Here is a 23,088-nt window from a genome sequence, read left to right on the forward strand (position 1 = left end):
CTTTTACACCATAAGTGTTAAAGTAAATACACATTAAAGTATATGAAGTAGACTCTTATTATTAGTCATCATACTTATCTAAAATTATTTCCATATTTCTCTTTATTATATTTTTACCCCTCCAGCTAAAGGCTCTATCTCCATATCTCCTCTTAAATTCTTTATTTGATATATTTTGTATCTCATCATAATCCAAATAGTCTATTATATCTTCCTTAAATTCCAAGATGTGAGTTGTTGGTATTTCAATATTATGAGGACATACTTCTTGACAAATATCGCACCCAAATATCTTTTTACTTTTCTTTAAAACATACTTTTCTTCCTCTGACAAATCTCCCTTTTTTTGAGTTATATATGATAAGCATTTTTTAGGATTCATATCATAATTTCCCAATATAGCATTTCCCGGACAATATTTTACACACTTTCCACATTTAAAACAGCTTTTTTCTAGTGGTTTATCTTCTTCAAACTTATAATTATTTACTATATATCCAATAAATATATAAGAACCATATTCATCAGTTATAATATTATTATTTATTCCAAAATATCCAATACCTGATAAATAAGCTAAATATCTGTCAACTAATGGTCCATTATCAGCAAATATCTTATATTTAAAACCTTCTACATTTTTGGAAATATAATCACAAATTTGTTGTAAAAAATCTTTTACTACAATATGATAGTCCTTTCCATGACAATATTTTGATAAATTTGAATTTTTATTATTTTCTTGTCTATTTATATGGTATGGAAAAGCACACACTATTATAGAATTAGCATCTTCCATTATATTTCTAGGATTAATTCTATTTTCAATTATGGGTTCTTCCATACCTGTTAAATAGTCTTTTTTCTGTCTATTTTCAAGTATCTCTCTCAGATTTTCATACTTGTCTACTCCAGCTATTCCTACACACTTTAATCCTATGAGGTTACAAAATTCTTTTAATCTGTTATTATCCATAAAATTATTCCTTTTCAACTTAAATTCTAAAATCACAATTATGCTACATATGTTTCTTTGTTTAGACATAACAACATTTATACAGCCTAAATATATATAGTCTAAATAGTCTAATTTTTAAAATTTACATGTTTATATAATTTATTTACTATATAATTTGACTTTTATATGCTGTTATCTTAGATAATTTAACATCTATCTATTTTTAATTTTTAACTATTTTACTCTTATAACACTTACTTATTCTTAACTATCTATATTTTGTTATTCTACAATATTTGTATAGCTTAGCTTTCATCCATATTATATCTTTAGCTATTTTACTCTTATAACACTACTTATTTTTCACTATCTATATTTTTGTTGTTCTACAACATTATTATAATTTAACTTTCATATCTCTTCCCTCTATTGCTACCTTGTATTTCTTCTATAATATATCTTTCATATCTACAACAATCTAATATATATTACACTATTAAAATCATATCTTATCCAATTAGACTTTGTTATTCAGAAAGGTACAACAAATAAGAGTTTGCTTTTAAATCATCCACAGATTATAATAAATACTGTATAAGGATGGTGAATAAATTGATTAAAATAACAATACCAGGTAGACCCATTAGTAAATCTAATTTTAAACTTCATAATATAAATGGTCAAGCATGGATGCCTTCAAAGGGAAAATATTCTAAGTATTTAGCATATGAGAACATGATTGCAGGTTTTATAAATCAACAGTATCAAGGAGAAACTGTTGAAGAAAATTTAATAACAGTGTTAAAATTATTCTTCCCTAACAAGAGAATGGGAGATTTACATAACTATCCAAAGAGCATTTGTGATGGTATTGAAAAAAGTGGAATAATAAAAAATGATAAGCAGCTTAAGCCAGTACTTTTATTTGATTTTATAGATAAGGACAATCCTAGAGTTGAAATTGAACTTTATCCAATATCTAAATACGATATATCTTATAATATTTTTGAAAAATAAAAATCTGTATATGCTATATAAATCTATATTGATGCAAAAACAATATTTATATAATAATTAATACTTGCATAAACATAACACTTAATAATTGCACAGACATAACACTTAATACTTTCATAAACACAATCTTATCATAATAATTATACTTACATAAAAAAAGAAATCGGCGTAAATTTATTACACCGATTTCAATAAGTAAAATCTATCCTAGCTTTTCAACAACAGTCTTCAACATTTCTCTTATAGGAAGTTCATATGGACATCGACTTTCACAAAGACCACAGTCAATACACTCAGTAGGTTTAACATCCATAACCTCATATTTTTCCTTAGCCCACTCCTCTAATCCATATCTAGTGTAATATCCTTCGCATAAGAAGCTTAAAGGTATATTTATTCCAACAGCACAAGGCATACAATATTCACATCTTCTACAGAATTTTTTACCTAGAGAATTTCTTATTTCTTCAATTTTTTTCTCATCATCCTCATCTAATACAAGATTTTCAAGCACAGCGACATTTTGTCTAACTTGTTCAACACTATCCATTCCTGGTATAACCACATCTATATAATCCTTAGACAATATATACTTAATAGCCAATGTAGCATTATCTAAAGCTCCACCAGCTAAAGGTTTCATTACTATTATACCAATTCCTTTTTCATGAGCTTTTTTAAATACCTCATCTGCTTGTCCTTCAACTATATTGTAAGGAAATTGTATAGTATCAAATTTGCCACTTTCTAAAGCTCTTTCTATAGTGTTTAAGTTATGGCTAGTTATACCAATATGTTTTATCTTCCCTTGTTCTTTTGCTTCTAAAAGGGCACTATAAGCCATTTTATCTTTAAAAATATTGTCATACTCTTCTTCTTTAACATTGTGAAATTGATATAAATCTATAAAATCAGTTTTAAAGTTATTTAAACTTATTTCCACATCTTTCTTCATTGAATCATAATCCCTAGACATACTTTTAGTAGCTAGGAAAAATTTATCTCTTTTTCCTTCTATAGCAATTCCAATAGCTTCTTCACTTATTGTGTATCCCCTTGCGCTATCAATAAAGTTTATTCCTTGTTTTTCTAGCTCATTTATAACTAAATTAGTATCCTCTTGTGTAATTCTTTGTATTGGAATTCCCCCAAAACCGACTCTTTTTATCTTCATACTAGTCTTGCCTAAATTTCTCATAGCTTTCCCCACCTAACTTTTAATTAATTTTAAACATTATTAACATGTTACTTTTAATTATACAACAAATTATGAGAATTTTTGCAATCTATTTATATACTATTTAAAATATATACACATTTTATCAAGTTTATTTATATAGTTTATAATATACTCTTTTATATTACATCAAAATTTTATTTAATATGCTTCATAATATACCAATCTATATTTCACTAGCATATAATCTAAATTTAATCCAAATATAATCAAAATGCTACTTAAATAGCATCAAAATATTATTTACATCATATCAAAATACTATTTACTAGATAAAATTTCTTTAATCATCTTAATCTCTCTCTTATGACCTTCTTCATCAAAAGGTGTTTCTAAGAAGAATGGCAAATCTTTAATGCTTGGATGTTCCATAAAATCAGTTAAAGCTTTTAGCCCTATCTTACCTTCACCTATAGGAGCATGTCTATCTTTTTTATCCCCAAATGGCATCATACTATCATTTAAATGTATAGTTTTTAATCTATCTATACCTATAATCTTGTCAAATTCCCCTAAAACTCCATCCAAGTCATTAACTATATCATAACCAGCTGAAAAAATATGACATGTATCAAGACACACACCTATTCTTTCTTTATGTTCGACATTGTCTATTATGCTCTTTAACTGCTCAAAACTAAATCCTATTTCAGTCCCTTTTCCTGACATTGTTTCAAGGAGTATAGTTATATTTTCATCTCCTTTAATAGCATTGTTTAGCCCTTTTACTATCCTATCTATACCAAAGTCTACTCCACCACCTACATGACTTCCAGGGTGAAAACACATGTATTCTATACCTAGTGAATCCATTCTTCTTATATCTTCATCTATTACTCTTGTTGCGAATTCATAAACATCATCCTTCACTCCACCTAGATTCATAGTATATGGAGCATGTGCAAGTAATGGTGCAAAATTGTTTGCTTTTCTAATTTCTTGAAATTTAGCTATATCTTTCTCATCAAATTCTTTAGCATTTCCTCCTCTTGGGTTTCTACTAAAAAATTGAAATGTATTTGCATCAATATATACAGCTGTTTCGGCTGCCTTTGCAAATCCTTTTGCTATTGAAATATGTGTTCCTAATTTAATCATATTAATCTCCTTTTGGTTGTACATAATTTTAATTTATAAATTTTTGATACTTAAGTCTTAATTTTAGTATAACTATAATTAATTTCGTATATATTAATTCTAAATTTTAATATTTATAGTTTAATTATACCCATTTTGATAAATTTCAAAGAGTATATTTAGTCATTCAAATAACAAAAAAATAGAGATTAAAAATCATTATTTTACTCATGCTCAAAAGTATTTTTTGATTATTAAGTAAATTCTGATGTTCAATCTCTAATCTTATGTTTTATAACTAATACATAATTAATGATTCTAATTAGGACATTCTTCTTCAACTGTAGGAACTACAACCATAGCTATATCATACTTAGAACCTTCAACGCTGTCTTGTCTTTTATTTAAAATTTCATCTATCTTTGATTTCATAGTATCATTAAGTTCAACTAATTCATCATGAGTAAGAGAAATATCATGATAATCAACTATATTTTCATTTTCTAAAACATCTTCCTCTGCTGCTTTATAAAAAACTTCACTCATATTTTCAAATCTTGATATGTACAATTCTTCTTTTTCTTCCCCATTGTCTAAAGAAAAATTAAGTATCCTATTCCCTATAACCACATTTTTTGCACTTGGATAATAATATTTTTCCACAATCCCCGACTTTATTTTTTCCTCAACTAATTCTAAAATACCAACTTTGTATAACATTTTTATGTGGTAGTTTATTTTTGCATGAGGTTCTTCCAATAATTGAGATAATTGTTTTGCTGACAATGGCGATTTGTCAAATGCTTTTAGAATATCTATTCTACGTGGATGTGCAATAGCCTTTATGCACTCCAAATCTCGTAATACCAATACCTCTTTCATTGACCCCTCCTAAAAAATTTATTTAATTCATATTTCTTTACAATTTAATTATATATTAAATTATATGTTGTTGTCAAAAAAATCCTTTCTTAAAATTTTAAAAAATATTTAATCTGAGTTTATTTGACAACTCCTCTAAAACTTTAACTCCTGCGACGCTGTTACCTTTTTTGTCAAGTGCAGGTCCATAAACACCAATACCCATACGTCCTGGCACAGAAGCCATTATACCACCCCCAACTCCAGATTTTGCAGGAATTCCAACTTTAATAGCAAATTCCCCAGAAGCATCATACATTCCACAAGTCATCATAAATGTCTTGACAATTCTAGATACCATTTCACTCATTAAATGCTCTCCATTTTCTATGTCTACTCCATAATTAGCAAGATTTATACCAATTCTCGCTAAATCTATAGAATCTACCTCAATTGAGCATTGTTTAAAATAAAGGTCTAAAACATCTTCTAAATTACCTCTGATAAATCCATCACTTTTTAACAGATAAGCCATAGCTCTATTTCTATCTCCAGTCATTTTTTCAGACTTATAGACATCATAATTTATTCCTATGTTATCATTTCTTGCCAACTTTCTAAAAAAGCTAAGCATTCTTTCTTCTTTTTCTTCCAAACAGCTCCCATTTATAAGAGAAGTGGTAACTATTGCTCCTGCATTTATCATTGGATTACAAGGCTTTTTAGTATCATTAATCTCAAGTTTCATTATAGAATTAAATGGGTCTCCACTTGGCTCCATTCCAACATTTGAAAAAACGTCTTCCCAGTCATTGTCCATAAGTGCCATGGCAAGCACAATTGGTTTTGAAATGCTTTGTATTGTAAATTTTGTGCTACAATTTCCAGCACTATAAATGTTATTTTCACTATCTATAATACAAATTCCTAAATCATTTCTACGAGCATTTTTTAATTCTGGTATGTAACTAGCAACTTGTCCATAATTTGTATATTTTTTATTAGAACTTATAATTTCTTTTAATAATGTCTCATCTAACGTATTCATATGCACCTCATCATCTTATGTTATATACTCTATTTTAGCACAAGTTTATACTATAATAAAACAGTGTTAAAAGAAATTATACTTTAAAACTATTTTTTGCAGACTTAACTTTATTTTTCAAACATATTATAAAAAATATCATAATATTATAAAAGGAGTATTAAAGTTAAATAGTATTTATTATCTATACTAATTCTCACAAAACAAAGAATTTTTGATAACTAAATAGAATTTTCACTTTAATACTCCAGCAATATTACTTAAAATATAAACCATAGATTATTCAGTATCTCTAAAAAAATATTTAGTTCAATATGAGTACAATAAAATAATCAATAATACATGCTAATCAACTATTTTACTTCCTCCAATAAATTCCCTAAGGATTGAAGTTCCTGGTATATCAGAAATATCATCTAGTTCAACAAAATACTGTAAAAACTTTAATAATCTAGTAGCTTCAATATAAGCAGGATTATCTTCATCTATTTCCTCCAATAGAGGCTTAGCAAATCGCTTTAAAACCGCTAATTCATACACACAAGCGGAATTAAATATAGCATCTGCTTCATCTTGATAAGGGAATATATTTTTCTTTTCTCCTCTTCTAACTGATGCCCATTGCAAAATAGTATTATCAGCGCTATATCCTCTAAAATTATAATCTCTAACAATTCTTCTTATCATTCTCAAATCGGCAGTAGGAATTCTATTATGGTCATCTAAATTTATTTGAGTAAGGGCACTTATGTATATCTTAAATTTATCTTCATCTGGTATAGATGCTGTTAAAATAGGGTTTAGCCCATGTATACCTTCTAATATAATTGGTTGATTTGAGTCTATCTTTATCTTTTTACCAGTATATTCTCTTTCCCCAGCTTTAAAGTTAAACCTTATATCCTCAATTTCTTCACCTGCTAAAAGTTTATTTAAATCTAAGTTGAATCTCTCTAAATCTATAGCATAAATTGACTCAAAATCATAGTTTCCATATTCATCTAAAGGAGTATGTTTTCTATCTATAAAATAATCATCTAAAGATATTGAAATCGGATTTAAGTTATTTACTCTAAGATGTATTGATAGTCTATGAGCAAAGCTTGTTTTTCCAGATGATGATGGCGCTGCTATTAAAACTACTCTCTTATTGTTATCTTTTATCATATCTGCTATTTGAGATAGTTTCTTTTCATGTAATGCTTCAAATGTTCTTATTATATCTCCATATTCATTATTTTCTATTATTCTGTTAAGTGATACTACCTTATCAATTCCCATTAGTCTTGACCATTCTTCTGCTTCATAATATACGTTTGATAGCTTAGGTTGAGGTATAAATTTCATAGGTAGAGTCTTATCTTCTTCACTAGGCCCTAAAATTATAATACCTCCATTGTAAAGTATGATATCAAACGATTTTATATAACCAGTTGATGGCAACATATATCCATAAAAATGGTCTATATAGTTTCTACATTTATATACTTTAGCACTATCATATTCCTTGTATTTCAAAAGTTCTGCTTTTTCATACATCTCATTATTTTCAAATATAGAAATAGCTTCATCCCTCGTAACTTCTATTTTTTCTATAGTGTAGTCATTATTTATTATCTCTTTCATTTTATTTTTTATATTTTCAACATCAACTTCTTTAAGTTTTCTCTCTATATGAACTTCACAATATAGTCCACCAGATAGTGAATGTTCTATTGTAACTCTGCTGTCCCAAAATATCTCTCTACAAGCCATCACAAACACAAATGACATGACTCTAAAGTAAACTCTTTCTCCATCTTCATTTGTCGTATCCAAAAACTCTATCTCACAATCCTTTTTCACTCTATAATTTAACTCTTTCAATTTATTATCTACAACCGCAAGTGTTATATATCCTTTATGTTCATCACAAAACTCTTTTGCTATATCTCCTAGTCTAATTCCCAAAGAATTTTCGTCTAATGAATACTCCTTACTTCTTCCGTCTATTTTTAAATTTATTTTCTTCACTTCAACATCTCCTTCCTTTTGATGAATATACATTTTAATCAACGAGGCATATCAACAAGATAAAGAGAGGTATTTAACCCTCTCCTACAATATGATTCAATTTACTTATAGTATCTTCAATGTCTTCGTAATTTATTTCTAATACTAAATATTCTGCATCTAATTTTAAAACCTCTTTAACACTCTCTTCAGATAAAATACCTCTTCCTATACCAACATGTATATCATTGATACCATCATTATCACTTAAATGTATCAATTTTATCTTATCTTTCAAGTTATTTAAATAATCATCCTCATCAATTAAACAGTGTCCAGTATCGTAACAAAAACAAATCTTAGAATTTTTAATCCTCTTAAATATATATTCAAAATCATAGGATATATTTCCAATATTTGAAAAATCTCCACCTTTTGAATAAGTATTCTCTATACAAATATGTGAATCTGTATTTATTTTATTAAAAAAATCTACACTATTATCTAAATACTTGTCCCTATTATTTTTAAGTCTATTTGTCATAACATAACCCAAATGAAGATTAAAGTACCTTATATCAAATCCTTTTAGCTCTAATTCTATCTTCTCAATAAAACTTATCCATGAAGCTCGTATATATTCTATATTTTCACAAGTGTTTAATTCCATAGGTAAATGTATCCCTATAGACAACCCTAGTTTAGAAATTCTCTGCTTATATTTACATAACTCACTACATTCATATATATTATCAATACCAATTTCCAAATGAGTTATTTCCTTTGTACTTTCACAAAGTTTTAAAGCACCCTCAATATTAAATAACAAAGATGCCACACCAACTGCCATACAAATCACCTACTCAAAAATACCTATTTGTGTAAAAGGAAACACTCTTAAAATAACTTTTCCTTTAATATTTTGTTCATCCACTAATCCTACTTCTTTATACCTACTATCTAAACTTACTTCTCTATTATCTCCCATAGCAAATACTTTACCTTGAGGAATCACCATATCAATCTCGCCTTCAGTATAATTATCATGTATATATGAAACTTCATTTAATAACTTACCATTTATATAAACCTTAGAATCTTTAATTTTTAAATGGTCTCCTGGTACACCTATAACCCTTTTTACTAACTCTTTTTTTCTCCCATTATCTTGCAACAAGTCAGTCTTAAATATCATTATATCTCCACATTTTGGTTCTGATAATTTATATGTTATTCTATTTGCCACTAAGTAATCGTGTGGTTTAAGTGTTGGGTACATTGATTCTCCATTTACTAATGTTGGTTTTATAAAGCGAGTTATAATAAATGCCAAAAAAAGTGCAGTAATAATTATTTTTATCCACTCTACAATCTCTTCTTTAATAGTTTCATTCATTCACAAATTCTCCTTTATAGTTATATTATCTTTATTGATAATGCTACTTTTAAGCACTATCTTTTAGATAAGTCTACTAAATAAGGTGTTGTCTTTTTTATATAGACAACTATTGTGTATGGTCTGGTGATTTCAGTTAATCAGCGATTGCTCCAAATTTTATATTTATAATGTTTAGTCAATAGTTCCTATCTTAGAAAATGGATACAATCTGACTAGAACTTTTCCTAGAACGGTGTGCTCGTCGACCAATCCAACCTCATCGTATCTACTATCTAAACTTCTTTCTCTATTGTCTCCCATTGCAAATAATTTTCCTTCTGGAACTACTATATCAATATCTCCATCAGTACGATTATTATGTATATAGGAAACTTCATCTAACAATTTATCATTTACATATACCTTGGAGTCTTTTATCTTTACATGGTCACCAGGAACCCCGATAACTCTTTTTACTAAATCTTTTTTCTTTCCATTTTCTTCTGTTAAGTCGGTTTTGAATACTATTATATCTTTGTATTTTGGCTCTCCTACTTTGTACGCAATTCTATTGACTATCAAATAATCACGTTCTACAAGCGTAGGATACATTGATTCTCCTTTAACTATTGTTGGCACTATAAAACGCGTTATTGCAAATGCCAAAACAAGAGCTATGACAATCACTTTTATCCACTCTACAACTTCTTTTTTAACTGCTTCACCCACTAAAATCGTCTCCTCTGTGTTCAATATTAAGTCAATCTACAGCAAAACTAATCTACCATAAACTTACAATATAAATATTATACTTCTTTTTTCTAATAGTTTAAAATACTTTTCTAAGACCTTTAGGGTAATGATTCTTAATTGTACCAGCAGATTCTTTTCCCCAACCTAAAGGTATATCTTCAACTGATACCAAAACCCATCCTCTACTTTCATTAGAATTTATAACATCCCCTTTTAAATATTTAAGAATCGATTCGCTTTGCACACTAAAGTTTTCAACGTTTTTTACATCTTCAACTTTTAAGTAATGAGATAATGCATGAGAAGGCTCAAATCTATTCTTCTTTAAAACCCCTAAATGCAAACCGTATCTCAATACTTTTAGTTTTTTTGTATCTGGATATATTTCAGGAAGTAGGTACAAATTTTCTCCTCTTAAATAAAATTTATTTTTTTTATTACTATAAAAATCAGTCTTTAAAAATTTCTTTTCAAACTCCCTATAATCCTTTATTTCTTTATCTAAATTTTTTATTTTTAATTCTTTTACATTACTTTCTTCTTCTTCTAATTTTTTTATCTTAGCTACAAAATGACCTTCTCCCTTTATTTTATGAGGCCATAGCCTTTCCATCTCAACAAGTTCTGCATGTGGATATTCACTGATAAACTCATTTATAACATGTTCATTCTCCTCTTTTGAAAAAGTACATGTTGAGTAAATTAAAATACCATCTTTCTTTAACATTTTATATCCATCTCTTATAATCTCTTTTTGAATAGATTGGCATTCAATTACTTTTGCCTGACTCCAATCTAAGATGGCCACTTCATCTTTTCTAAACATCCCTTGCCCAGAACAAGGAGCATCTATAATCACCTTATCAAAATACCCATTAAATGTCTTTCTTAAGCTATTAGAATCAGTATTTGTTATTATACAATTTCTCGCCCCAAATCGTTCTAAGTTTTCTCCTAGAGCTTTAATTCTACTTGTATTAATCTCATTAGAAACCAATAAACCTGTGTTGTTTAATCTAGATAATATATATGTAGATTTGCCACCAGGTGCAGCACACATATCAAGTACTTTATCTCCTTCTTTAATATCTGCTTTTGGTATTACACTCATTGCAGAAGGCTCTTGTAAATAATATGCTCCAGCCTCATGTAATGGATTTCTACCAGGCCTATTAATTTTATCATCATAATAAAAACCTTCATCTGCCCACGGTATCTGATATAAATCAAATAAATTTAAATTCAATAGTTTTTCTTTATCAATTTTTAGTGTATTTATTCTAAGACCAGTAGTCTTTTCTTCATTATAACTTTTTATAAAATCATCATATTCATCTTCTAGTATTTCTCTAATATCTTCTAAAAATTCTTTTGGTAAATTTGCCAAATTTATAATCCCCCTTTTTATCTGCGTTACTTGTTCGTCATTTATTTTATTTTCTTTTTCTTTAAGTTTCCAAAAAACACTTTTTTAGAGTTATTCATATATTTTTCAAGTTTATCAAGATTTATCTTCCACAAAATTATGACATAAACTATAAATAATATAATAGCCCATCTATATTCTATCATCAATATAAAATCAAAAACTCCATGTAATAAAATCGGAATTAATACAGCCATAAATAAGTATTCACGTTTTTTAATTTCATTCCCCTCAAACTTATACTTAGAAATATAATATCCCATAGTAATAGCAAACATTACATGAGCTGGAATGGAGATAACTGCTCTATTAATACCAACCTGTAGTGCTAAATTTCTACTTTCAGAGAAAATATAAACTATATTTTCAATTGTTGCAAATCCTAAAGATAAAAATACAGAATAAATAATACCATCTAATTTTTCAGTAAAATGCTTTTCTTTAATCAATGAAGGAATTAGTATTAAAGCTTTTACACCTTCTTCCACAAGACCTGCAACTATAAATGATACATATAATAATTCTGAATATCCTTCAAATACATTAAACTTCATTAATAGATTTTCTAAAAGAATAATTATAACACTTAAAAAAGCACCTATCATAAAAAATTTAATTAAATGGATTAGTGGCTCTCTACAATATTTATCTTTAGATCTTATCCAAAACATACCTATTAATATAGGTACTACTGCTAATAAAAATAAATCCAGCTTCATAGGTAATTTTCCTTTCAAAGTTTTTAATTCATTCATGTTTTATAATTACTACTTATTTTTAGTTTATTTGTGTTTTAAATATACACTTACTTTTAATTTATTTTCTTTCAGCTTTTATTTTAAATTTTTCTACACTCAAATTTATATACTAAACTCTTTATCATTTGATAGGTTAAAAATACTTAAAAAAATTTAAATTTATATCTATATTATTTAACAAATCTCAAGCCATATTCATATCTTGAAATATAAGGGAACTAAATTCATTTAAAGAAAGGGTGATTTGATGCAAGATGGTTTCTTAACAGTAAGTATAATTGATGCTACTAACAATAGACCCATTCAAAATGCAACAGTAAACATATATTCAATGTCTAATGGTAGCCAAAGCTCATCAACTTTATACCAGAACCTAATAAGTAATGAATCTGGCCAAGTGACTGGATTAGTATTACCAGCACCAGATGTAGATTACTCTCTACAACCATCTGATGTTAGACCTTACAGCCAGTATATAGTAGAAGCTATAGCGGATGGATATGAGACAGTTGTCATAGAAGGGACACAGTTACTAGCTACAATTGAGGCGAGACAAGGAGTTCCTATGTTTCCTAGAACAAGAAGTAAGCGTTCCTTCTCAAGACAAAGTGAATTGATTTTTGATATAGGAGAACATACTTTATACGGTACTTATCCTCCTAAAATTCCAGAAAGTAACCTAAAACCATTACCACCACCTACTGGTTTTGTTGTATTAGATAACCCTGTAGTGCCTGAATTTATAGTAGTTCATGATGGTTTACCAGAAAATACATCAGCGGCAAATTATTGGATTCCATTTAAAGAGTACATTAAAAACATAGCCTCATCTGAAATATATTCAACTTGGCCTGAGCAGACAATCTACGCAAATGTAATAGCTATAATATCATTTACTTTAAATAGAGTCTTTACTGAATGGTACAGAAACAAAGGATATAACTTTACAATCACCTCATCAACAGCATATGACCATAAATTTATAAACAATAGAAACTTATTTGAACCAATTAACGTAGTTGTAGATGCTATATTTAATACATTTATAAAAAGACCTCCTACATCAAGACAGCCACTACTAGCTCAATATTGTGATGGTCAAAAATCTCAATGTCCTAATCAAATGACTCAATGGGGTAGTAAGGACCTAGGTGACCAAGGATACGATTATGAAAGAATACTAAGATATTTCTATGGAGACGAAATAGTGTTTGAAAAAGCTCCAGTAGTTAGTGGTGTACCAGTATCATTTCCTGGAACTACACTACAAGTTGGTTCTTCTGGACAATACGTTAGAACTATACAAAACCAGTTAAATGCTATATCTAATTCTTATCCAGCTATACCAAAAGTGAGGGAAGATGGAATCTATGGTACAGATACAGAAAATTCTGTAAAAATATTCCAAGGAATTTTTGGTTTACCTCAAACTGGAGTAGTTGACTTTAAGACATGGTATGAAATATCCAGGGTTTACGTAGCTACAACTAGAATAGCTTCTTTAAATCCTCTAATTTAGATTTTAACTAACTTATTAGCTTAACATAAAAAATGGCTGTTATAAACTACTATCTGTTATAAGTTTTTTAACCTATAATCATAATAGTCTTAGCAGCCATTTTTTGTAGTTATAACTTATTATTTTAGAACCTTAAAACTCTTAAATGGGGGATTTTAAGCTTCTTAAAAACAGCAATCAATAATTCTAACTTAATAACTCTAACTTTATTAATAATATTAATTTGTAGCTTTAGATTTATTGGCTAATGCTAAAATTAATCCTAGAGCTATAGATGCAAAAGCAGAGGCAATTACTCTATATTCAGCAGGGAACAAGAATACAATTGTATGACATGGTATCCAGAAAAATGGTATAGTTTTCAAAACACTAAAACCAAGATATGCATTCCAGTCTACAACATTTACTACATCTTTAAGAACTACCTTAACACCCTTTCCAACTTCGTATTTTTTATCTATAAAACAATCCATAACCTTATGGAATAAAAATACAGTTGGTGACATTAATATATTCATAGTTGCACTCTTAAATAGAGCATTTGCAAAAGCTATTCCTTCAAATGGAAGCATACCATCTACTTGTGCCTGCCCTACACCTGCTGAGTAAATTGACATAGCATATGTTGTAACTACACCTATAATTCCCCAAACTACGGCTCTGTAAAAGATTCCTACTGGTATTTTCCAGTCTTTATGCAAAATTCTAGCACCAAGTAAGTCTCCCATTGTTGCTAACACAGCAAACTTGAAAAAACCTCCAATATATGGATGTGCACCTGTTGCTTCCATAAATACCGCTCTACTACTTGGTATCACTAAAATAGCAATAAGACAAATAAGAACTCCACTCCATATAAAATCGCCTTTTTTCATATTATAAATACTATTTAATAATCTAAATAGTTCTCCTTCCTTTCAAGTATTTATTTTATTGTTATCTCTATATAAATATATTTATTAAATATTACTTACTTAGGTATTCATTTTCCATGTTTAAATTGATAAAATTTCATTTTTAAATAACTATCTCAGTAAATAGCTATTGCATTAAATAACTATTACATATAGTTTTTTTTTGCAATTATTTTTTAACCCTTTATATATTATATTTTTAATTAATCTTTCCTAACCCTTTTTGTATTATATCTATAATTAATCTTTCCTAACCCTTTGTATATTATATATAATTATTTTTTCTGATTCTTTATATAGTTTTTTATCTGTAATTTTTATTTTCTAAATATTCATTCCTTCTCTTAAAGCTTTTATATTAATTTCTATAAACTTAGGTTTAACCTGTTGTGATACTATCTTTTCCCAATCTATATCATTTTCTAACTGTAAAGCCTTAATCAATGCTCCCAAAAGTACTACATTCATAACCTTCTCATTTCCAAAACCTCTGGCAATATCAACTGCCTTTATCACTGTTACATCCACTTTTTCTTTAATATCGTCTATTATATTTTCAGGATAATCCACTCTACCTGTTAAAATTGGTGCAGAAGGCATTTCATAATCATTTACTACTAATTTACCCTCAGGCTTAAGAAAATCAAGATATCTTAAAGCCTCCATAGTCTCAAATGAAACTAATACGTCAACATCTCCTTTTCCAAGTATAGGAGAGTGTACTTTTTCTCCATATCTAACTTGTGTTGTTACACTTCCACCCCTTTGAGCCATACCATGAACCTCTGACATCTTAACATCATATCCAGCATCTATAAGACCAGCAGAAAGTATTTTACTTGCTAAAACAGTACCCTGACCTCCTACTCCTGATAACAATACATTTTTAACCTTTTTCATTACTTTTCACCAACCTTTTTTATAGCATTTACTGGACATACTTGTGCACATACTGTACATCCTACACATTGAGCCTGATTTATACTTGATTTCTTTTTAGATTTATCAAATCTCAAAGCAGGGCATCCTGTTGTAAGGCATTTCTTACATCCAATACATTTCTCATCATCTACGCTACAAATTGATGGTGTAAGGTCGAATCTTTTTTTATCATCTTCTGTAAATTTTTTTAATGCACATGGCCATCTAGTGATTATTACTGAAGGTTCATCAATTGATAAAGCCCAATTTAATGCTTCTTTAACTTCATTCAACATATTAGGATTAACTACCTTTACATTTTTACAACCCAAAGCTTTTACTATAGTCTCAATGTCCATCATTTCAGTAACATCACCTTGCAATGAAAATCCAGTTCCAGGATTTTCTTGATGACCAGTCATTCCAGTAATTCTATTATCAAGAATACATGTTACAGTATTACTTTTGTTGTAGATTATATCTATGAGACCATTTATTCCTGTATGAAAGAATGTTGAATCTCCTATTGTAGATATAGTCCTCATGTTAATATTATTTTTAGTAAATATCTTTTGTGCTCCATGAGCTACACCTGGCCCTCCTCCCATACATATACAAGTATCTTTAGCATTTAAAGGCTCTGCTCCTCCTAGACCATAACATCCTATATCTCCACTTATAAGTACATTTTTAACCTTTCCTAGCTCATAGAAAAATCCTCTGTGTGGACATCCTGCACATAAAGTTGGAGGTCTGCCAACTATTTTTTCTTGGCTATACTCTATTAGTTTTCTTTTTTCTCCCAAAATTGATTGAGCTATAATATCTGGATTTAACTCACCTATATTAGGTATCTTTTCTTTTCCAATACATGGTATGTTATTTTCTTTAAGATGTTCTTCTATATAAGGTTCTAATTCTTCGATTACATAAACAGTTTCTACTTGTTCTGCAAAACCTCTTATCTTCTTTGTTGGAAGAGGATATGTAAATCCTAATTTTAAATATGATACAGTATCTCCAAACACATCTTTAGCATACTCATAAGAAGCTCCTGAAGTTATCACGCCTATTTTCTTATCATTCCATTCTATAAAGTTTAAGTCAGTTTCATTAGAAAACTCTTCAAGCTTTTTTAATCTATCTTCAAGTTTAATTCTTAATCCTCTTGAAGTTGCTGGAATAGCATCAAACTTAGAAAGATTTCTTTCATATTTTTTTACAATTGTTTCTTCTTTTTCTCCTAACTCAACAAGTCCTTTACTATGACATATTCTAGTCACCATTCTAAATAAAACTGTTGTATCGTATTTTTCACTTATCTCAACCGCAGCCTTTAGCATATCCTTACATTCTTGGCTGTTGCTTGGTTCTATCATAGCTATCTTTGCAAATTTAGCATAATGTCTATTATCTTGTTCATTTTGTGATGAGTGCATGCCAGGGTCATCTCCAGATACAATAATCATCGCACCATTTACTCCCATATATGCATATGTAAATATTGGGTCTGCAGCAACATTTACTCCAACATGCTTCATAGCTGCAAGGGCTCTACCTCCTGCAATAGAGGCTCCTATTGCTGACTCTACTGCTACTTTCTCATTTGGTGCCCACTCTGCAATTATGTCATCTTTATATAGTGCTATATTTTCCAATATTTCAGTACTTGGTGTTCCTGGATAAGCAGCTGCATAAGATATGCCTGCTTCGTAAGCACCACGTGCTACTGCCTCATTTCCTGTAAGCAATTGTTTCATGCTTTCCCCCTCCTTAGAAATAATACCTCTTTGATAACTTAGTGTATTTGTTAGCGATACATTTTAGAAGCTATCAACTATATATTTATTATCAATACAATTTAAATATTGATAGCAAATAATAATATGAATCCATAAATTTATAATATTGTTCTTATTTTATTTACTAAGCAATTGCCATGCCAATAGCCTTAATTTTTTTAAAACTCACTTTTAAAATACCAAATTGCCATTTTTCTTTAAATTTTAATGACTCTAATAATTAAGAATTAATTTTCGTTAGAATTTTCATAATATTTTTAATATTATTTTAAATAAAAAAAAAGTAATGTTAACATTTCTTAACATACATTAAAAAATGTTAACATTACAAACTGAATTAGTACTCTTACTTTGGCTAGATTTACTTTTGTATCATTTAATTATTTAACGACCATAGAAACCTATCAATCCATTTCCATTGTCTATTCTAATAGGTTTCATAATCTTTAAACCTTCATTTTTTATCTTTTCTAAATCTTTTTCCATACTCTTAATTGTATTTTCAAGGTCTTGTGAACTTAAGTCTTTAACTTGTGTAGTGTCTTTAGCATACTCTTTTAATTCTTCAATACGCTTAGCATATTCTTCATAAGTGTAATACTCAACTCCATATTTTTCTAAGTCAGCAGGCTCAGTTATTCCTGATTTTATTAGAGAATCAAATTTATCTAATGTAATATTAGATACATCACTACTTCCATCTGCAAATACTGCTCCTGTTCCTCCTAATACTATAGCAGATGCCATCATTGTACTTATAAGGGATTTTTTTATTTTCATAACTCATATTCCTTTCTTAGAGATTTATTTGGGTAGTGTAGTTCACAATGACTATTGCAATAGTTATTAACTACACTTTCAGACTATCATAATAGTCATATTTATGTCAAGTATTTCTACAACGTTTTTTAGTAAAAATCCATATTTTGAATAAAAAAAGTAATGTTAACATTTCTTAATACATATAAAAAATGTTAACATTACAAACTGGGTTTAATACTTTTACTTTGACTAGATTTATTTTTATACTATTTAATTTGTTTATTTTTTACTTCTCTATCTTCATATAGACTTTAAGCCTTTTGTTATCGTTTATTTGTTACTTGTTTTGTTCTTGTTTACTATGTTTAATTACGCTTATTTAGTTTTTTAAATACTTTTTCCACCTATATCTAAAAAATTTAATATTAATTATTCAGCTCTAGATAAAGAAACTGCCAATTGAGTTCCATCTTCATTATCTATTACGATAGGTTTCATTATCTTTAAGCCTTCAGTTTTTATCTTTTCTAAATCTTTTTCCATAATCTTAATTGTATCTTCAAGGTCTTTTGAACTTACATCTTTAACTGCTGAAGAGTCTTTAGCATATGCTTTTAACTCTTCAATCTGCTTAGCGTACTCTTCATAAGTATAATACTCAACTCCATGTTTTTCTAAGTCAGCAGCATCAGTTACACCTGATTCTACTAGAGATTTAAACTTAGATAACTCAATATTAGATACATCGTCATTTCCACTTGCAAATACTGCTCCTGTTCCTCCTAGTACCATAGCAGATACCATCATTGCACTTATAAGGGATTTTTTTATTTTCATAATTTATATTCCTTTCTTAGAGATTTATTTGGGTAGTGTAGTTCATTATGACTATTGCAATAGTTATTTACTACATCTTTAGACTATCACAATAGTCATAATTGTGTCAAGTATTTCTATAAAATTTTTTAATAAAAAATACTATCTCAAAATAAATTTAATTATTTTAAGATAGTATTCCTAATTCTCAACCCATCCTTATTTGTCATATATCTAGTTGCTTTCAGAATCTTTATACTGCAATTTATTATTTGTTAAAATCTTCATACTTTTTGTTACAGATATCTTCTTAGAAATATTATCAGTTGGTACAACTGAATACTTTGACATATTAGAATACACTTCTTCTACATCAACCTTTGAAGTAATTTTCTGCATTTTATATGTTTCTGATGTACTTAAATCAATGCTTTCATCACTTTTAGCTGATAATCCCACAGAAATATTTGTATTATTTATCTTAGATTCTATTTTTAATGGCTGACCTCCTATTGAAAAGTCGTTTTTATTACTTTGCTCAATTTCCATTAGATTAAAAGATTCAACTTCATCAATTTCTTTATTTCCAGTTGCAAAAACAACACTAGTCCCACAAATTAACACAGCTGAAACTAAAAAAGTAATATAGGTTGATTTTTTAAACTTCATAACATTAACTATTCTTTCTTCTATCTTTGTCTTTCCAAATCCGTTATAAAGTGTCATTGGAAATGTATTATGTTCCTCTGCTAAACTTATAAGCGTAGTTGCATAATCAGCTCTATATTCTTCACCAACTATACTCATTACCTTTTCATCACAACTAAATTCTATATCTTTATTCAATAAAAAAAGCATTACCCAAACTAAAGGATTGAACCAATGGACAGCAAGAGCTACAATCATAAACAACTTCAATATATTGTCAAACCTATTGATATGAACCAATTCATGAGTTAAGACAAAGTTTAGAGTTTGGTTATTGCTATAGTCCATTTGTTTTGGCAAAATAATATTCGGTTTTAAAATACCAGTTGTAAGAGGTGTTTTAGTAAATTCAGAAATACAAACAAAGAATTTTCTAAGACCTCTATTATCATATGCCCACTTTTTAATAAATTCATGATTTTTTATATGTATCGAAGTTTTAAAAAGATTAATCGTCCTGGTATACTTAAAGCATAAAAACATAATAAAAGTAATAGAAATTCCAAACGTTAAAATACTTGATATTTCCAATGCTGTAAAATTCTCAAGATTGAATAAAGCCTTAGAATCTCCAAAATTATTCTTACTGATAGAATTATTATTCTTCTTAATTGAATAATCCACAGCGGATGCATTTCCCAATTGAGCATCAAAATTTGACTCAATAATGCTATAAATACTAAAAGTAGAATTTAAACTTACTGGTACTAAAAGTTTAAACAAAACAACTAACCATAATAATACAAATACTTTTTTAGGCAATTTTTTAAACAAACATGCTCTTATAAAAATAACAATTAAAATTAAAACCCCAGAAGTAACACTCATTTCTAACAATTTAGTGAACATTAATCTTACCTCACTTTAATTTCTCAACAATTTGTTTAAGTTTTGTAATCTCATCACTTGAGAGATTTTCTTTATTAATAAAAGCTGAAAGAAATTTCTCTGAAGACCCTCCAAACATTTTATTAATTAAGCTTTCTGTTTCATGCTTCTGAACTTCTTCTTTGCTTATTAAAGGTCTACAAACAAAGTTTGGTTCAATTCTTTCTATTGCACCTTTTGATACTAATTTTTTTATAACTGTATACGTAGTGTTTCTATTCCATCCTGTTTCTTCCTTTAAAACTTTTACTAATTCCCCTGCCTTACTTTCTCCTATCTCCCATAGAACTTCCATAACCTTAAGTTCTGAATCAAATAATTTTATTTCCATATAAAATCGCTCCTCAAATATGGTTATCACAATAGTCAATATTATAATTTAAAACTATCACAGTAGTCTATGTGATGTCAACCATTTATTTTTTTAATAACAAAAACTGTCCTTTAAAGAAATAGTTCTTGTAAAAGACAGTCTTGTCATTTTTATACTTTAATATCTAAATAAAGCTTTATTTTATTTAACTATAAAACCATCTTAATACATAGAATAAGATTTTTCCTTATCTAATAATATATCTTCTACATCTGGATTATCTTTTAATAATTCTCTATAGAAATTACAATTAGTAACTCCTATATATGGAATTAACCATAACAAACCTATTCCTAAAGTGAATATAGTCAATATATACCATCCTATAAAGCTAAGATTTAATATAAATAGTTTAAGTACATTACCCTTCATCATATCTAAACTAGCACCCATTGCTTTAAATACACCAAGATTATCTTTATCTTCACATATTAAAAAAGCAGCTTGAGAAATGTATAATAACAATATATAAACTGGCAACATCAACACAATTACTATAATAACTAGAGTTATGGCAGTAGAAATTACAGTTCCTACTCCAACATTATTACTTGATAGGTATTCAATTGCTCCACTAGTGAGTAAAACTCCAAATGACAAAAATGCTCCGATAATTGTGATTATAAAAGAATAAATATAAACAGCAATTGATTCTAATATATAAAGTCCAAAACTTCTTAAATAAATTCTTCCATTTACGAAGATATCTCCCATCTTGACTTTTTTATCTTTAGTAATCTTTAAAAACATACATGTAAATCCTGCTGCAACTAAAAAACCTATTATCGCTACTATGATAGTAGTTAAGGGTTCAAAAGGCAATCCTATAAATGATATAGCTACTATCAACGCAATATATATTGCCATATTAATTGCACATGTTCCCCAGTTTCCAGATAACTGAGCTTTTGATACTCTTTTTAATTCTTGCCTTGATAACATAAAAAACACCCCTTTCATTTTATATAAAAAATCTCCCTAAAAGCATATAAATAAACTTTTATCATATAATATAATATTAATATATCATATTTTCGACTATATAACACACAATTATTCACCATGTTTTATCAAGATATAGCATAATTGTATTGAAAGTTTTATATAGTCAAAACTGCCAAGTATATCAAATAAATTTGAAAAATAGTATTCAATAAATAATAAAATAAACTATCTTTCAAACAGTTTATTATATGTTTAAAAGATAGTTTTAGTGTCTTTAAAATAAATTAAATTGTATATATTCCTTCACATAATTTTTGTATATTGCTAGGTGGTTGCCATTTACCATCTTTTTTTGTATATGTAATTGAAGTTGTAACATCTTTCGTTGGCTTTTTGTTATAAAGGTCTATAATCATTTTTGCCATATCATCTTGAACTTCTTTTTCTGCTTTATTGTAATTATTTTTATCAGTTACATATGATTTTACTAAATCGTTTGCCTCAGACATTACTTTACTAGTATCCAATGCTTTACTTACAACTTTTAAAGTTATCTTATCCTTACTAGAAGAATCTACTGTTACTGTCTTTTCAACACCTTGTATTAATTTAACAATTGTGTCATATATCTTTTCAGCATTCTCTTTTCCATAAAGAGGTGTTAATTGAGCAAGCATTGAAACTTTATCTGTGTTATTATAAGTTTGAATTTGTTTATATTCAGCTTCTGTTAAAGCATCAGAAATGCCTTTTTCATCGTATTTATACATTTCTAGTGCTGCTAAATTAGCTTCAAAATTCGACTTTACTTTTTCTTCTGCATTAGAACAGCCTATAGTTAGAACTAAAACTAAAGCCATAATAGAAGATAAGATTAATTTTTTTACCATTTTCATACAAATATCCTCCCTCAGTTAATTGAATAAAAAAATTTA

22 protein-coding genes are annotated in these 23,088 nt (G+C 28.1%); 2 read left to right on the plus strand and 20 right to left on the minus strand.

Annotated features, from left to right (window positions below; genetic code table 11):
• Nucleotides 1–61: 61 nt before the first annotated feature.
• Entirely contained in the window at nucleotides 62–976 is a 915-nt protein-coding gene (queG, locus tag IR151_RS05990; protein ID WP_227433606.1) for a tRNA epoxyqueuosine(34) reductase QueG, read from the minus strand.
• Between the two features lie 594 nt (nucleotides 977–1,570).
• On the opposite strand from queG, the gene IR151_RS05995 reads away from it, so the two are divergent.
• Entirely contained in the window at nucleotides 1,571–1,975 is a 405-nt protein-coding gene (locus IR151_RS05995) for a RusA family crossover junction endodeoxyribonuclease (protein ID WP_227433607.1), read from the plus strand.
• Nucleotides 1,976–2,177: 202 nt separating this feature from the next.
• Here the strand turns inward: IR151_RS05995 and IR151_RS06000 are convergent, their stop codons facing one another.
• The 10 genes from IR151_RS06000 to IR151_RS06045 form a co-directional block, all read right to left on the minus strand.
• Complete coding sequence (locus IR151_RS06000; RefSeq protein WP_227433608.1) at nucleotides 2,178–3,173, minus strand: aldo/keto reductase; 996 nt, start codon at nucleotides 3,171–3,173, stop codon at nucleotides 2,178–2,180.
• A 300-nt stretch (nucleotides 3,174–3,473) separates the two neighbouring features.
• Entirely contained in the window at nucleotides 3,474–4,310 is an 837-nt protein-coding gene (locus IR151_RS06005; protein WP_227433609.1) for a deoxyribonuclease IV, read from the minus strand.
• A 297-nt stretch (nucleotides 4,311–4,607) separates the two neighbouring features.
• Entirely contained in the window at nucleotides 4,608–5,171 is a 564-nt protein-coding gene (locus IR151_RS06010; protein WP_227433610.1) for an ArsR/SmtB family transcription factor, read from the minus strand.
• A gap of 97 nt (nucleotides 5,172–5,268) precedes the next feature.
• Nucleotides 5,269–6,198 carry a glutaminase A gene (glsA, locus tag IR151_RS06015; protein WP_227433611.1) on the minus strand — a complete coding sequence of 310 codons (930 nt, stop codon included), beginning with the start codon at nucleotides 6,196–6,198 and terminating at the stop codon, nucleotides 5,269–5,271.
• A gap of 345 nt (nucleotides 6,199–6,543) precedes the next feature.
• Complete coding sequence (locus IR151_RS06020; RefSeq protein WP_227433612.1) at nucleotides 6,544–8,211, minus strand: nucleoside kinase; 1,668 nt, start codon at nucleotides 8,209–8,211, stop codon at nucleotides 6,544–6,546.
• Nucleotides 8,212–8,284: 73 nt separating this feature from the next.
• Nucleotides 8,285–9,040 carry a sugar phosphate isomerase/epimerase family protein gene (locus tag IR151_RS06025; protein WP_227433613.1) on the minus strand — a complete coding sequence of 252 codons (756 nt, stop codon included), beginning with the start codon at nucleotides 9,038–9,040 and terminating at the stop codon, nucleotides 8,285–8,287.
• Between the two features lie 9 nt (nucleotides 9,041–9,049).
• Complete coding sequence (gene lepB, locus IR151_RS06030) at nucleotides 9,050–9,586, minus strand: signal peptidase I (RefSeq protein WP_227433614.1); 537 nt, start codon at nucleotides 9,584–9,586, stop codon at nucleotides 9,050–9,052.
• A 174-nt stretch (nucleotides 9,587–9,760) separates the two neighbouring features.
• A complete protein-coding gene (lepB, locus tag IR151_RS06035; RefSeq protein ID WP_227433615.1) occupies nucleotides 9,761–10,297 on the minus strand; it encodes a signal peptidase I in 537 nt (178 codons plus the stop codon).
• Between the two features lie 100 nt (nucleotides 10,298–10,397).
• Nucleotides 10,398–11,708 carry an RsmB/NOP family class I SAM-dependent RNA methyltransferase gene (locus IR151_RS06040; RefSeq protein ID WP_227433616.1) on the minus strand — a complete coding sequence of 437 codons (1,311 nt, stop codon included), beginning with the start codon at nucleotides 11,706–11,708 and terminating at the stop codon, nucleotides 10,398–10,400.
• A 41-nt stretch (nucleotides 11,709–11,749) separates the two neighbouring features.
• Complete coding sequence (locus IR151_RS06045) at nucleotides 11,750–12,502, minus strand: PrsW family intramembrane metalloprotease (RefSeq protein WP_227433617.1); 753 nt, start codon at nucleotides 12,500–12,502, stop codon at nucleotides 11,750–11,752.
• 250 nt (nucleotides 12,503–12,752) lie between these two features.
• On the opposite strand from IR151_RS06045, the gene sleC reads away from it, so the two are divergent.
• The gene (gene sleC, locus IR151_RS06050) at nucleotides 12,753–14,024 is read left to right on the plus strand and encodes a spore cortex-lytic germination protein SleC (protein ID WP_227433618.1); all 1,272 of its coding nucleotides are present in this window, start codon (nucleotides 12,753–12,755) and stop codon (nucleotides 14,022–14,024) included.
• A 218-nt stretch (nucleotides 14,025–14,242) separates the two neighbouring features.
• Here sleC and IR151_RS06055 read toward each other — a convergent pair whose 3' ends face one another.
• The 9 genes from IR151_RS06055 to IR151_RS06095 form a co-directional block, all read right to left on the minus strand.
• A complete protein-coding gene (locus tag IR151_RS06055; protein WP_227433619.1) occupies nucleotides 14,243–14,899 on the minus strand; it encodes a hypothetical protein in 657 nt (218 codons plus the stop codon).
• A 363-nt stretch (nucleotides 14,900–15,262) separates the two neighbouring features.
• Entirely contained in the window at nucleotides 15,263–15,838 is a 576-nt protein-coding gene (locus IR151_RS06060) for an indolepyruvate oxidoreductase subunit beta (protein WP_227433620.1), read from the minus strand.
• Nucleotides 15,838–17,619 carry an indolepyruvate ferredoxin oxidoreductase subunit alpha gene (iorA, locus tag IR151_RS06065; protein ID WP_227433621.1) on the minus strand — a complete coding sequence of 594 codons (1,782 nt, stop codon included), beginning with the start codon at nucleotides 17,617–17,619 and terminating at the stop codon, nucleotides 15,838–15,840. The genes IR151_RS06060 and iorA overlap by 1 nt, the downstream gene beginning before the upstream one ends.
• Nucleotides 17,620–18,045: 426 nt before the next feature.
• Nucleotides 18,046–18,441: a hypothetical protein gene (locus IR151_RS06070; RefSeq protein WP_227433622.1), complete on the minus strand. Its 396-nt coding sequence runs from the start codon at nucleotides 18,439–18,441 to the stop codon at nucleotides 18,046–18,048.
• A gap of 411 nt (nucleotides 18,442–18,852) precedes the next feature.
• Nucleotides 18,853–19,260, minus strand: coding sequence for a hypothetical protein (locus IR151_RS06075; RefSeq protein ID WP_227433623.1), 408 nt, complete (start codon nucleotides 19,258–19,260; stop codon nucleotides 18,853–18,855).
• A gap of 213 nt (nucleotides 19,261–19,473) precedes the next feature.
• On the minus strand, nucleotides 19,474–20,796 hold the full coding sequence (locus IR151_RS06080) for a M56 family metallopeptidase (RefSeq protein ID WP_227433624.1): 1,323 nt from the start codon (nucleotides 20,794–20,796) through the stop codon (nucleotides 19,474–19,476).
• A 10-nt stretch (nucleotides 20,797–20,806) separates the two neighbouring features.
• A complete protein-coding gene (locus IR151_RS06085) occupies nucleotides 20,807–21,166 on the minus strand; it encodes a BlaI/MecI/CopY family transcriptional regulator (RefSeq protein ID WP_227433625.1) in 360 nt (119 codons plus the stop codon).
• 204 nt (nucleotides 21,167–21,370) lie between these two features.
• Nucleotides 21,371–22,150, minus strand: coding sequence for a DUF975 family protein (locus IR151_RS06090; protein ID WP_227433626.1), 780 nt, complete (start codon nucleotides 22,148–22,150; stop codon nucleotides 21,371–21,373).
• 287 nt (nucleotides 22,151–22,437) lie between these two features.
• Nucleotides 22,438–23,049, minus strand: coding sequence for a hypothetical protein (locus IR151_RS06095; RefSeq protein ID WP_227433627.1), 612 nt, complete (start codon nucleotides 23,047–23,049; stop codon nucleotides 22,438–22,440).
• Nucleotides 23,050–23,088: the final 39 nt, after the last annotated feature.

The organism is Clostridioides sp. ES-S-0006-03 (assembly GCF_020662275.1).
Taxonomy (GTDB): Bacteria; Bacillota; Clostridia; order Peptostreptococcales; family Peptostreptococcaceae; genus Clostridioides.